Here is a 12,624-nt window from a genome sequence, read left to right on the forward strand (position 1 = left end):
CCTGAGTCGCCCAGGTGGCGGAATTGGTAGACGCACTAGCTTCAGGTGCTAGCGGGGGCAACTTCGTGGAGGTTCGAGTCCTCTCCTGGGCACCACGACTCACAGAAAAAACCCGCGAAAGCGGGTTTTTTCGTTTCCGCCGATTGCCGCAGGTGCGTCCGCGCCAGACCGCAGCCGGGGCTGCCATTACCGTACTGCTCAGTGCCCGCCTGGCGATGCCTTGGCGCCGAATGGCGGTCTGGCCAGCCACAGGAAGGCGATGATCGCCAGGAACACCCAGCCCAGCAGATAGAAGATGTCGTTGAACCCCATCTGCGATGCCTGCTGGTCGATCATGCCGCTGAGCAGCGCGGCGCCACGCGGCAGGTCGCCCTGCCCCATCGCGCTTACCTGGGCCTGCATCCCCGGCGTGTAGGCGGAGATGTGTTCGGTGAGTTGTGCGTGATGCACCACGGTGCGGCGTGCCCACAGCCAGGTGGTCAACGAGACCGCGAAGCTGCCGCCCAAGGTGCGCAGGAACGTGGCCAGCCCGGACCCGGCCGCGATCTCGATGCCATCCAGGTCCGACAGCAGGATCTGCAGCACCGGCATGAAGAACAGCGCCACGCCGATGCCCATGATCAGCTGCACCCCGGCGACGTGGATGAAATCCACCTGCAAGGTGAAGTCCGCGCGCAGGAAGCTGGTCAGCGACAGGAACACGAAGGCGACGGTGGCGAGCATGCGCATGTCGAAGCGCGAGGAGTATTTGCCCACGATCGGGGTCAGGAGCACCGGCAGCAGCCCAATCGGCGCGGTCGCCAGTCCCGCCCAGACCGCGGTGTAGCCCAGATCGCGTTGCAGCCACAACGGGATCAGCAGCGCCACGCTGAAGAACGCGGCGTACGCCACCACCAGCGCCAGGGTGCCGGCGCGGAAATTGCGATGGCGGAACAGCCGCAGGTCCACGATCGGATCCCTGTCGGTCAGCTCCCAGATCAGGAACACCGCCAGCGCCACCACCGCGGTGCAGGCCAGCACAATGATCGTGGATGAGTTGAACCAGTCCTCGTCGTTGCCCAGGTCGAGCACCAGCTGCAGCGCACCGACGCCGATGACCAGGGTGATCAGGCCGACGTAGTCCATCTTCGGCTTTTCAATCTGCTCCGGGCGCCCGTGCAGCTGGTTGCCGACCACCAGCGCGGCGAATATCCCCAGCGGCACATTGATCAGGAAAATCCATTCCCAGCTGTAGCTGTCGGTGATCCAGCCGCCCAGGATCGGCCCGATGATCGGCGCGACCACCGTGATCATCGACAGCAGCGCCAACGCCTGCCCGCGTTTCGCGCGCGGGTAGATCGACACCAGCAGGCTCTGGGTGATCGGATACATCGGGCCGGCGACAAAGCCCTGCAGCGCGCGCGAGACCACCAGCATGCCCATGCTCTGGGCCAGGCCGCACAGCAGCGAGGCCACACTGAACGACAGCGTGGCCATGACGAACAACCGGGTTTCGCCGAAGCGGCGGCTGAGGTAACCGGTCAGCGGCAACGCGATCGCGGTACTGACTGCAAACGAGGTGATGACCCAGGTGGCCTGCTGCGAACTGGCGCCGAGATTGCCGGCAATGGCCGGCAGCGACACGTTGGCGATCGCGGTGTCGAGCACCTGCATGAACGAGGCCAGCGCCAGCCCGGCGGTGCACAGCACCAGATTGGGCGGCCGGAAGCCCGCGGCCGCGTCCGGAGCCGCCGGGCCACCCGGCCCTGCGGGTGCAGCGGGAGCCTGTGCGGCCATGGCGGCGTCAGCCCGCCTTGTCCGCCAAAGGCAGGTTGCGCTGGATGACCTGGTGGATCAGCTCATCGGCGCGCTGCAACTGGCTGCTGTAGACGTCGGTCTCGAACAGCGGACCGGGCGCGGTTGCGGCCGGCAGCACCGCGCCGCTGCGGTCGTGCAGGTTCACCTCGGCCTTCATCGACAGCCCGATCCGCAACGGATGCTCGGCCAGTTGCCGGGCATCGATGGCAATGCGCACCGGCACCCGCTGCACGATCTTGATCCAGTTGCCGCTGGCGTTCTGCGCCGGCAGCAGCGAGAACGCCGACCCGGTGCCCAGTCCCAGGCTGACGATACGGCCGCTGTACTCCACATCGCCGCCGTACAGGTCCGAGCGCAGCGCCACGGCCTGGCCCAGGCGCATGTGCCGCAACTGGTTTTCCTTGAAATTGGCCTCGACCCACATCTGCGCGATCGGCACCACCGCCATCAACGCGGTGCCCGGTTGCACGCGCTGGCCGACCTGCACCGAACGGCGGGCGACATAGCCGCTGACCGGGGCGACGATGCCGGCCCGCGCATGATCGAGATAGGCCCGGCGCAGCTGCGCGGCGGCGGCCTGCACGTCCGGCTGGGTGGCAATCACGGTGTCGTCGACCAGTGCGCTGCTGCGCTCGTAGCTTTGCCGTGAACCCGCCATGGCCGCCTCGGCGGCGGCCAGTTCATCCCGGGCATGGGCCAGCTCCTCATGGGAGATCGCGCCGCTGGCGGCCAGCCCCTTGCGCCGGGCGAAGTCGGCGCGGGCGCGTTGCAAGGCGACTTGGCGCGCCGACAGCTCGGCCTGCGCGCCTTCGACGCTGCGGTACAGCCCACGCACCTGGCGCACCGCCGCGGCGAGGTTGGCGCTGGCCTGCTGCAGGGCCACCTCGGTATCGGCCGGGTCCAGTTGCACCAGCAGTTGGCCGCGGGCCACGCGCATGCCGTCATCGGCATTGACCGACACCACCGTACCGGCGACCAGTGGCGTGATCTGCACCTGATTGCCCTGCACGTACGCATCGTCGGTGTTTTCAAACCAGCGGCCGTCGAGCAGGTACCACAGCCCCAGCAGCACCAGCAGCACCAGCACGATCAGCAGCAGCCCGCGCAGCAGCAGCCTGCGGCGTGAAGGCGTGGTTTTGCCGGGAGCAGGAACGGAAGTCTGGTTCATGGACGCTCTCTCGGATACGGGGACGCAATGGCCGTTGCCGCGCTGCGGGCGGCAGGAAAACCGCCCCCCAACGCCTGGCTCAGCCGCACCGATGCCAGCACCTGCTGCGACTGCAATGCCACCTGACGCTGCCGCGCCTCCAGCAGCTGGGCTTCCACTTCCAGCACGTCGAGGTAGCTGCCGACGCCGGCGCGGTAACGCAGCTGCGCCAGGTCATGGGCGGCCTGGGCGGTGGCCACGGCCCGGGCCTGCGCCTGGGCCTGGGCGCCCAGCGAACCCACCGCGCTGACCTGGTCGGCCACCTCGCGCAGCGCATCGACCAGCGACTGGTTGTAGCCGGCCACCGCCAGGTCGTATTGCGCATCGCTCTGGTCCAGGTTGGCGCGCAGGCGGCCCCCGTCGAAGATCGGCAGGCTCAGCGCCGGGCCGAGCAAGGCGAAGGTCGAGCCGCTGTTGAGCAGCCGGGTGATTTCGCTGGAGACCACCCCACCCAGGGCGGTCAGGTTGAGGCTGGGATAGAACCGCGCCTTGGCCACATGGATCTGCCGCGCGGCCGCTTCCACCCGCCACCGGGCGGCGACGATATCCGGGCGCCGGCCCAGCAGATCGCTGGGTAGCACCCCGGGCAGCTGCAGGGCGAGCGGGCTCAGTACCCGCGGGCGCGCGACCAGCAGGCCGCGATCCGGCCCCTGGCCGAGCAGCGCGGCAAGCGCGGTACGGGCCTCATCGATCTGCTGCCGTGCCGCCTGCCGCTGCTGTTGCGCAGCCGGGATGCGGGCCTCGGCCTGGCGCACCTGCAGGTCACTGTCGATCCCGGCCCGGCGCCGCTGCCGGGTCAGGTCCAGCGTCTTCTGCGCCCGCGCCAATTCTTCGCCGGCCACATCCTGCAGCTGCCAGGCGTAGCCGAGCTGGGCGTAGGCGCTGACGATCGCCGCGGACAGATCCAGACGCGCGGCCCGGGCATCCACCTCGGCGGCATGGCCGCTGTCCACCGCCGCTTCCCAGGCGGCACGCTTGCCGCCCCACAGGTCCACGCCGTAACTGAAATGGAGGTAGGCATCGAGGCTGCCGCTGAAATGGCCACCGAACTCCTCGCCGACCATTGACGCCGGCAGGCGCACCTGGTTGTAGCCGGCCGACGCGGACAGCCCCGGCAGGCGCTCGGCCCGTGCCGCACCAATCTGCGCCCGGGCCTGGCGCAGCCGCGCATCGGCGGCCTCCAGCCCGGGATTGTGCTGCAACCCTTCGGCGATCAGCACATCCAGCGCCGGGTCCCCCAGCGCGCGCCACCAATCGCTGGCCGGCCACCCGGGCCGGCTCAGCCCGGCATTGCCCAGAGTCTGCCCGGCCTGCAGCCGGTCGGCAGCGAACATGCGGACATGCGGCTGCAACCCGCCGCTGCTGGCGCAGGCCGCCAGCGCCAGCACCGCAAGCCCCAGCAGCGGACGCCACCGCCGCGCACCATCAGCCGGGGAAGTCGCACAGGTCATGGCTGGGCATTCTGCTCCCCGGAATGTGCGCTCCGTGGGAAAACTCCGGCCCGGGAAGGGGCCGGGTCGCAGCAGGCGGGACCGCACCCGGCTACGCTGAGGCCCTTTCCGGGCGGGCATTCAATCCATCGCGCGGCTTGGCATCCCCGGCTGCATCCGGATAATCGAACGACTAAGAAGCCGACGGCCACATCGCCGCTTCCCCTTTACAGGTAGCACCCACGCATGACCGATCTTGCACGCCCCGTGTTCCACGGCTTTGAACAGCAACCGCTGCGCGAGTACGCCGAACGCGCCTATCTCGACTACTCCATGTACGTGGTGCTGGACCGCGCCCTGCCGTTCATCGGCGACGGGCTCAAGCCGGTGCAGCGCCGCATCATCTATGCGATGAGTGAGCTCGGTCTCAATGCCGCGGCCAAGCCCAAGAAGTCGGCGCGCACCGTCGGCGATGTGATCGGCAAATACCATCCGCATGGCGACAGCGCGTGCTACGAGGCCCTGGTGCTGATGGCGCAGCCGTTTTCCTATCGCTATCCGCTGATCGAGGGCCAGGGCAACTTCGGCTCGCCCGACGATCCGAAGTCATTCGCCGCGATGCGCTACACCGAATCCAAGCTGACCCCGATCGCCGAAGTGCTGCTCGGCGAACTGGGTCAGGGCACCGCCGACTGGACCCCGAATTTCGACGGCACCCTGGAAGAGCCGACCTGGATGCCGGCGCGGCTGCCGCACCTGCTGCTCAACGGCACCACCGGCATCGCCGTGGGCATGGCCACCGACGTACCGCCGCACAACCTCAACGAGATCGTCACTGCGGTGATCCGCCTGATCGACGATCCCGACGCCAGCGTGGCCGACCTGTGCGAACACGTGCGCGGCCCCGACTACCCCACCACCGCCGAGATCATCACCCCGGCAGCGGACCTGCGGGCCATGTATGAAACCGGCCTCGGCAGCGTCCGCGCCCGCGCCACGTTCCACAAGGACGGCAACAACATCGTCGTCAACGCCCTGCCGCACCAGGTTTCGCCGGCCAAGGTGATCGAGCAGATCGCCGCGCAGATGCGGGCCAAGAAGCTGCCCTGGCTGGAAGACATCCGCGACGAATCCGATCACGCCACCCCGGTGCGGGTGGTGCTGATTCCGCGTTCCAACCGCGTCGATGCCGAACAGCTGATGGGCCACCTGTTCGCCACCACCGACCTGGAGCGCAGCTACCGCGTCAACCTCAATGTGATCGGGCTGGACGGGCGTCCGCAGGTCAAGAACCTGAAGATGCTGCTGTCCGAGTGGCTGCACTTCCGCTACGCCACCGTGACCCGCCGCCTCAACCACCGCCTGCAGAAGGTCGAGCGTCGCCTGCACCTGCTGGACGGTTTGCTGGTGGCGTTCCTCAACCTGGATGAAGTGATCCATATCATCCGCACCGAGGACGAGCCGCGGGCCGCGTTGATCGCCCGCTTCGCGCTGAGCGGGGAGCAGGCCGACTACATCCTCGACACCCGGCTGAAGCAGCTGGCGCGGCTGGAGGAAATGAAAATACGTGGCGAGCAGGATGCGCTGGCCCTCGAGCGCGAACAGCTGATGGCGCTGCTGGAAAGCAAGACCAAACTGAAGAGGCTGGTCAAGGAAGAACTGCTGGCCGATGCCGCCAAGTTCGGCGACGCCCGCCGCTCGCCCCTGGTCCAGCGCGGCGCCGCCCAGGCCATCGACGAAACCGAACTGGTGCCGAGCGAGCCGATGACCGTGGTGCTGTCGGAAAAGGGCTGGATCCGTGCGGCCAAGGGCCACGACGTGGACGCTGCCGGGTTGTCCTATCGCGATGGCGACAGCCTGCTCGGCGCGGTGCGCAGCCGCAGCACGCAGCAGGTGGCCTTCATCGATTCCGAAGGCCGCGCCTATTCCACGCTGGTGCATACCCTGCCCTCGGCGCGCGGCAATGGTGAACCGTTGACGGGGCGCTTCTCCCCGGCCGCGGGTGCGTCGTTCCAGGTGCTGGCCAGCGGCGAGAACACCACCCGCTTCGTGCTGGCGTCCTCGCACGGCTATGGCTTTGTCACCCGCTTCGAGAACCTGACCGGCCGCAACAAGGCCGGCAAGGCCATGCTCAACCTCACCCCCGGCTCGCGCGTGCTGCAGCCGGCGGTGGTGGCCAACCCGGAAACGGACCGCATTGTCGCCGTCACCAGTGCCGGCAACCTGCTGGCGATTGCGGCCACCGACCTGCCCGAGCTGGACAAGGGCAAGGGCAACAAGATCATCGATATCCCCAAGGCCAAGCTCGCCACCGAGCGCGTGGTCGCGGTGGTGGCGGTATCCCCGGGCAATACGCTGCTGGTACGCAGTGGCCAGCGCACCATGAACCTGTCGTTCAAGGATCTGGACACCTATGTCGGGACGCGGGCTTCGCGCGGGCATCTGTTGCCGCGCGGGTGGCAGAAGGTGGAAGGGCTGGATGTTCAGGTCTGATCCACCATGGCACTGACAGGAAAGGCCGGGGCACTGCCCCGGCCTTTCCGCTTGTAGCTGCCCACGGATCGCCAGCAGCAGCCCGATCTCCGACAATCCACGCTGGACAAAGAGCAAGGGGCAAAACATGCAACCGGATTTCTGGCTGGAGCGCTGGCACAACGGCCAGATCGGCTTCCATCGCAATGAAGTGATGCCGCTGCTGCAGAAACACTGGTCCACGCTGGAGCTGCCCACCGGCAGCCGTGTGCTGGTACCGCTGTGCGGCAAGACCCTGGACATGCACTGGCTGGCCTCACAGGGACATCGTGTGCTCGGCGTCGAACTGTCGCCACTGGCCGTGGAGCAGTTCTTCGCCGAGGCTGGCATCACCCCGCAGCGTCACCAGAGCCCGTTCGGCGAACACTACTGCGCCGGTCCGATCGAGATCATCTGCGGCGATGCCTTCGCCCTGGACGACAACCTGCTGGCCGACATTGCCGGCGTCTACGACCGCGCCGCGCTGATCGCCCTGCCACCGGAGCTGCGCCAGCACTATCGCGATACGTTGTACGCGCGCCTGCCCGACGGCTGCCGCGGCGTGCTGATCACCCTGGAATATCCGCAGGAGGAAAAGCAGGGTCCGCCGTTCTCGGTCGGACAACCGGAGGTCGAGCGCCTGTTCGCCGCACCGTGGCAGGCGCATCTGCTGGAACGCCGCGACATCCTCGAGCAGCAGCCGGGCTTCCGCGCCGAAGGCGTGAGCGCCCTGGCCACCGCGGTGTATCGCCTGCAGCGCAACGGCAGGCCCTGACCCACAGCAGCAGGGAGTCGCCGGGCATGGGCCTCCCTGCCTGACGGAGCCGGTATTCACCGCTCCACCTCGTCCCCGCCAATAAGATGGGTGCAAGCCCCCGCGGGGAGGCCTTGGGCAGGTCCGTTTCGTCCGGAGGGGATGCAATGTCGTTGCAGCACTCGACCCGCCGTTCCTCAGCGCTGCTGGGAGCGGGCCTGTTTTCGCTGGGCGTGTTCCAGGCCCATGCCGGCGCGAGTCTGTTGGTCGACGATGCCAGCATCACCGCGCATGGCCACTGCCAGGTCGAGTCGTGGATCCGCGCGCATTCGCCCGGGCAGGAGCTGACCTCGGTACCCGCCTGCAATGCCGCCGGCATCGAGTTCGGACTCGGCTACAGCCACTACACGCAGGCCGGCACCGGCAACCTGTGGAGTCTGGCGGCCAAGCACCTGTTCCGCGATTTCGATACGCAGCCCTGGGGGCTTGGCCTGTCTGTCAATGCGGGCTGGGATGGCAATGCCGGGCGCTGGACGAACGGGTCGGTCAATCTGCCGCTGAGCATCGCCCTGGACCCCGATCGCAAGGCGGTGCTGCACCTCAATATCGGCTGGAGCAAGCCTGAGGCACAGCCCGCGGCCCTGACCGGCGGCATCGGCTCCGAATGGGTCCTGGGCCCGTCATGGACGTTGCTGGCCGAAATGTATGCCGTCCATCGCGGCCCCACCCTCGCCCAGCTCGGCCTGCGCCATGCCTTGTCGAACGCGACCTCCCTCGACGTTCTGGCCGGCCACCAGCGCGGACAGCAAGGCGGCTCGTGGCTGACACTGGGGCTCAACTTCGATTTTCCCAGGTAACCCGGCTGCCAGCAGCACCGCCATCCCCATCAGACGCACCGGAACCAGGGTCAAAGCGTCCGTGAGGGGAGACCGCCTGATCTCCCTGTCGCCGGAACGGCGCAAATGCCGGATCCCGGTCCCGGCGGCAATGTGCTCCGGTCTGGGCACTGCACCACCGCCGGCCGCCGCAAATGCCCGGGCATGAAGCGGTACAGTGCCGGCACCCATGGCGTGCGCCCCCTGCGCGGCGATGTGGCAGGCAAACAGAAACAGGTGCCGTCAAGGACGGCGCATCTTCCAACGCCGTATCGAGGGCCGCCATGTTTCTTCTGCCGCGTGACCGCACCCAGCACCACCTGGCCGCCGCCTTGGCCCGGACCCGGATCCGGCCCAATGCCTATGATCTGGCCGCCGTCGGTCTGCTGCTCGCCACCGCCGTGCTGATGGCCCACGGCGCGGCCCAAATGCAGGGATCGCTGGCCATGCTTTCCAGCCATCCGGTATCCCTGGATACCGCGCGCCTGCCGGAATATGCGCTGCGCACGACCCTGCGCATGTTGATCGCGATGCTGGCCTCGCTGTTCTTCACCTTCGTGGTGGCCACGCTGGCCGCCAAGAGCCGGCGGGCCGAACTGGTGATCGTGCCGGCGCTGGATATCCTGCAGTCGGTGCCGGTGCTGGGGTTTCTCGCGTTCACGGTGACATTCTTCATGGGGCTGTTTCCGGGCCGCCAGCTCGGCGCCGAATGCGCGTCGATCTTCGCGATCTTCACCAGCCAGGCCTGGAACATGGCGTTCTCGTTCTACCAGTCGCTGCGCACCGTGCCGGCCGACCTGGACGAAGTCAGCCGGGGATTCGGCTTTTCCGCATGGCAGCGCTTCTGGCGGCTGGAAGCGCCGTTTGCGACCCCCGGACTGGTCTGGAACATGATGATGTCGATGTCGGCCGGCTGGTTCTTCGTCGTCGCCTCCGAAGCCATCACTGTCGGCAGCATGACCGTCGAACTGCCCGGCATCGGCTCCTATCTGGCGCTGGCGATCACCCGCAGGGACTTTGCCGCCGTCGGCTGGGCGGTAGCGACGATGGCGCTGGTCATCGTCCTGTATGACCAGTTGCTGTTCCGGCCCATCGTGGCCTGGGCCGACAAGTTCCGTTTCGAGCAGACCGCTGCCCAGGATCAGCCGCGCTCGTGGGTGTACGGACTGGTCCGCCGCACCCGCCTGATGAAGCGGACGCTGGTGCCGCTGCTGTGGATCTGGCAGCGCTTGATGCTGGTCCGGCTCGGTCGGCGCGCGCCGCGACCGATGGCCGACGCGCCGCGCGCCCGGTGGATCGACCACCTGTGGCTGGCATCGGTACTGGCGATCGCCGCATGGGGCGCCTGGATCACGTTCGACTATGCGCGCCAGACCCTGGCCCTGGCCGACCTTTACGCCGCTTTCGGTGGCGGCCTGGCCACGCTGCTGCGGGTGGTGGTGCTGATTGCCGCGGCCAGCGCCATCTGGGTGCCGATCGGGGTGTGGATCGGCCTGCGCCCGGGTGTGGCGCAGAGGGTTCAACCGCTGGCGCAGTTTCTGGCGGCGTTCCCCGCCAACGTGCTGTTCCCGGTGGCGGTCGTCGCGATCGTGGCGACGCGGGCCAACCCGAACCTCTGGCTGTCGCCGCTGATGATCCTCGGCACCCAGTGGTACATCCTGTTCAATGTCATCGCGGGCGCCAGCGCGTTTCCAACCGATCTGCGCGAGGCCGCCGCGGTATACCGGCTGCGCTCCTGGACCTGGTGGCGCCGGGTGATCCTGCCGGGGATCTTCCCCTACTACATCACCGGCGCGCTGACCGCCTCGGGCGGCTCCTGGAATGCCAGCATCGTTGCCGAAGTGGCGCAATGGGGAAACACCCGCATCGAGGCCTATGGCCTGGGTGCGTATATCGCCAAGGCGACGGTCGCCGGCGATTTCCATCGTGTGGTACTGGGCGTGGCGGTCATGGCGCTCATCGTCACCGTATTCAACCGCGTCCTCTGGCGTCCGCTTTACGTCTTCGCCGAACGCCGCATGCGCCTGGACTGACCCCGGAACACCGACCATGAACGCATCCACCATTGCCGCTGCAGCCCCGCTGGTCTCCGTCCGCGGCGTGCGCAAGAGCTATGAGAAAACCGGCTCGGCGCCGCTGCTGGTGCTCGACAACGTCAACCTGAGCTTGCAGGCCAATGAAATCGTCGGCCTGCTGGGCCGCTCGGGCTGCGGCAAATCGACGCTGCTGCGGGCCATCGCCGGACTGATCCGGCCCAGCGCAGGCAGCATCGACTTCCGCGGCGTGCCCGTGCAGGGCTCGCCCGACGGCATCGCGATGGTGTTCCAGAGCTTCGCCCTGTTTCCGTGGCTTACGGTGCAGGGCAATGTCGAAGTCGGGCTGGAGGCGAAGGGCATCGCCCCGGACGAGCGCCGCAAGCAGGCCTTGGCCGCGATCGACCTGATCGGGCTGGATGGCTACGAGAGCGCCTACCCCAAGGAACTGTCCGGCGGCATGCGCCAGCGCGTCGGACTGGCCCGAGCGCTGGTCGTGCGCCCCGAGGTGCTGCTGATGGATGAACCCTTCTCCGCACTGGATGTACTCACCGCCGAAACCCTGCGCACCGACCTGCTCGACCTGTGGTCCGAAGGCCGCATGCCGATCGAGTCGATCCTGATGGTGACCCACAACATCGAGGAAGCGGTGCTGATGTGCGACCGCATCATCATCTTCGGTTCCAACCCCGGCCGGGTGATCGGCGAGCTGCCGATCACGCTGCCGCAGCCACGCGACCGCCTGGATCCGGCGTTCCGGGCACTGGTCGAGGATATCTACGCACGCATGACCGCGCCTGGCCGGACACCGCCGCACGAGGGCGCCTTCGCGGGCACCGGCATCGCCATGGAACTGCCGCGCGTGTCGATAAACCGGATGGCGGGCCTGATCGAAACCATCGCCGCCGAACCCTATCGCGGCGACGCGGATCTGCCGGTGCTGGCCGCAGGCCTGCAACTGGAGATCAACCAGCTGTTCCCGATTGCCGAAGCATTGCAACTGCTGCGCTTTGCCGAGATCGAAGGCGGCGACATCCGCCTGACCACCGCGGGCACCCACTTTGCCGTGGGCGATATCGACGCGCGCAAACGCCTGTTCGCCCAGCATCTGTCCAGCTATGTGCCGCTGGTCGCGCATATCCGCTGCGTGCTTGACGAGCGGCCGACGCATCGCGCCCCAGCCCGGCGCTTCCGCGACGAACTCGAAGACTACATGTCCGCAGAACATGCCGCCGATACGCTCAAGGCGGTGACCAGCTGGGCCCGTTACGCCGAATACTTCGCCTACGACGACCACGCCGACCTGTTCACCCTCGAAAACCCCGGCTGAGCCACCGCGTCAGCCGATGCGCGGCGGCAACACCGCGCATCCTTCCCGCTGACTCAATGCGCCGGAGCGCCGCCACCGGCGATCTTGCTGGTCTGGTACAGCGCCAGGCCGATGCGCTTGATCAGGCCCAACTGCTGTTCCAGCCACCAGGTGTGGTCCTCCTCGGTGTCCTTCAACTGCGCCAGCAGGATGTCGCGGCTGACATAGTCCTGATGCTGCTCGCACAGTTTCATACCCGCGGCCAGATTGGCGCGCACCGCATATTCGGTCTGCAGGTCCTTCTCCAGCATCTCCATCACCGTGATCCCCGGCTCGAAGCCGTGCGGGCGCATGTCCGGATTGCCACCGAGGAACAGGATGCGCCGCAGCAGGGCGTCGGCATGCTGCGTCTCTTCCTCCATTTCATGGCTGATGCGCTCGTACAGGGCCATCAGCCCCTGATCCTCGTAGCGGCGGGAATGGACGAAATACTGGTCGCGGGCCGCCAGCTCGCCGCGCAACAGTTCTTTCAGGCATTCGATGACGTCGGGATGGCCTTGCATGGGGGATGGCTCCTTGTGAATCCGATGCGTGCATGGTGCCCGATCCGGCAGGGCCGCGTTCTAATCGGAATCAGTTGCAGTCGCGCTTGCGGCCCGTGCCGCCGCCAGGCTGATTACAATCGCTGCGATACCGCTTCGGGGAGAA

9 protein-coding genes and 1 tRNA gene are annotated in these 12,624 nt (G+C 67.5%); 6 read left to right on the top strand and 4 right to left on the bottom strand.

Features of this window, described 5'->3' with window-relative positions; translation table 11 throughout:
• Positions 1-8 precede the first annotated feature (8 nt).
• A tRNA-Leu gene (locus tag QZH66_RS10015) sits at positions 9-95 on the top strand.
• Between the two features lie 103 nt (positions 96-198).
• On the opposite strand, the gene QZH66_RS10020 is transcribed toward QZH66_RS10015, so the two are convergent.
• Genes QZH66_RS10020 through QZH66_RS10030 form a run of 3 tightly spaced genes read right to left on the bottom strand, consistent with a single transcriptional unit; the run spans position 199 to position 4,455 of the window.
• Positions 199-1,776: a DHA2 family efflux MFS transporter permease subunit gene (locus QZH66_RS10020; RefSeq protein ID WP_305805798.1), complete on the bottom strand. Its 1,578-nt coding sequence runs from the start codon at positions 1,774-1,776 to the stop codon at positions 199-201.
• Between the two features lie 7 nt (positions 1,777-1,783).
• Positions 1,784-2,965, bottom strand: coding sequence for a biotin/lipoyl-binding protein (locus QZH66_RS10025; RefSeq protein ID WP_305805799.1), 1,182 nt, complete (start codon positions 2,963-2,965; stop codon positions 1,784-1,786).
• On the bottom strand, positions 2,962-4,455 hold the full coding sequence (locus tag QZH66_RS10030; protein WP_305805800.1) for an efflux transporter outer membrane subunit: 1,494 nt from the start codon (positions 4,453-4,455) through the stop codon (positions 2,962-2,964). Before QZH66_RS10030 ends, QZH66_RS10025 begins: the two co-directional genes overlap by 4 nt.
• Positions 4,456-4,680: 225 nt before the next feature.
• On the opposite strand from QZH66_RS10030, the gene parC reads away from it, so the two are divergent.
• From parC to QZH66_RS10055, 5 genes are all read left to right on the top strand, one after another.
• A complete protein-coding gene (gene parC, locus QZH66_RS10035) occupies positions 4,681-6,927 on the top strand; it encodes a DNA topoisomerase IV subunit A (protein ID WP_305805801.1) in 2,247 nt (748 codons plus the stop codon).
• 127 nt (positions 6,928-7,054) lie between these two features.
• Complete coding sequence (locus QZH66_RS10040; protein ID WP_305805802.1) at positions 7,055-7,720, top strand: thiopurine S-methyltransferase; 666 nt, start codon at positions 7,055-7,057, stop codon at positions 7,718-7,720.
• A 146-nt stretch (positions 7,721-7,866) separates the two neighbouring features.
• On the top strand, positions 7,867-8,556 hold the full coding sequence (locus QZH66_RS10045) for a hypothetical protein (RefSeq protein ID WP_305805803.1): 690 nt from the start codon (positions 7,867-7,869) through the stop codon (positions 8,554-8,556).
• Positions 8,557-8,858: 302 nt separating this feature from the next.
• Positions 8,859-10,607 (top strand): ABC transporter permease subunit, encoded by a 1,749-nt coding sequence (locus QZH66_RS10050; protein WP_305805804.1) that lies wholly within the window; start codon positions 8,859-8,861, stop codon positions 10,605-10,607.
• A 16-nt stretch (positions 10,608-10,623) separates the two neighbouring features.
• Positions 10,624-11,937, top strand: coding sequence for a nitrate/sulfonate/bicarbonate ABC transporter ATP-binding protein (locus QZH66_RS10055; RefSeq protein WP_305805805.1), 1,314 nt, complete (start codon positions 10,624-10,626; stop codon positions 11,935-11,937).
• Positions 11,938-11,990: 53 nt separating this feature from the next.
• Here QZH66_RS10055 and QZH66_RS10060 read toward each other — a convergent pair whose 3' ends face one another.
• Positions 11,991-12,479 carry a bacterioferritin gene (locus QZH66_RS10060; RefSeq protein WP_305805806.1) on the bottom strand — a complete coding sequence of 163 codons (489 nt, stop codon included), beginning with the start codon at positions 12,477-12,479 and terminating at the stop codon, positions 11,991-11,993.
• Positions 12,480-12,624: the final 145 nt, after the last annotated feature.

Origin of the sequence: Stenotrophomonas sp. YIM B06876 (assembly GCF_030711595.1) — a bacterium.
Classification (GTDB): domain Bacteria; phylum Pseudomonadota; class Gammaproteobacteria; order Xanthomonadales; family Xanthomonadaceae; genus Stenotrophomonas.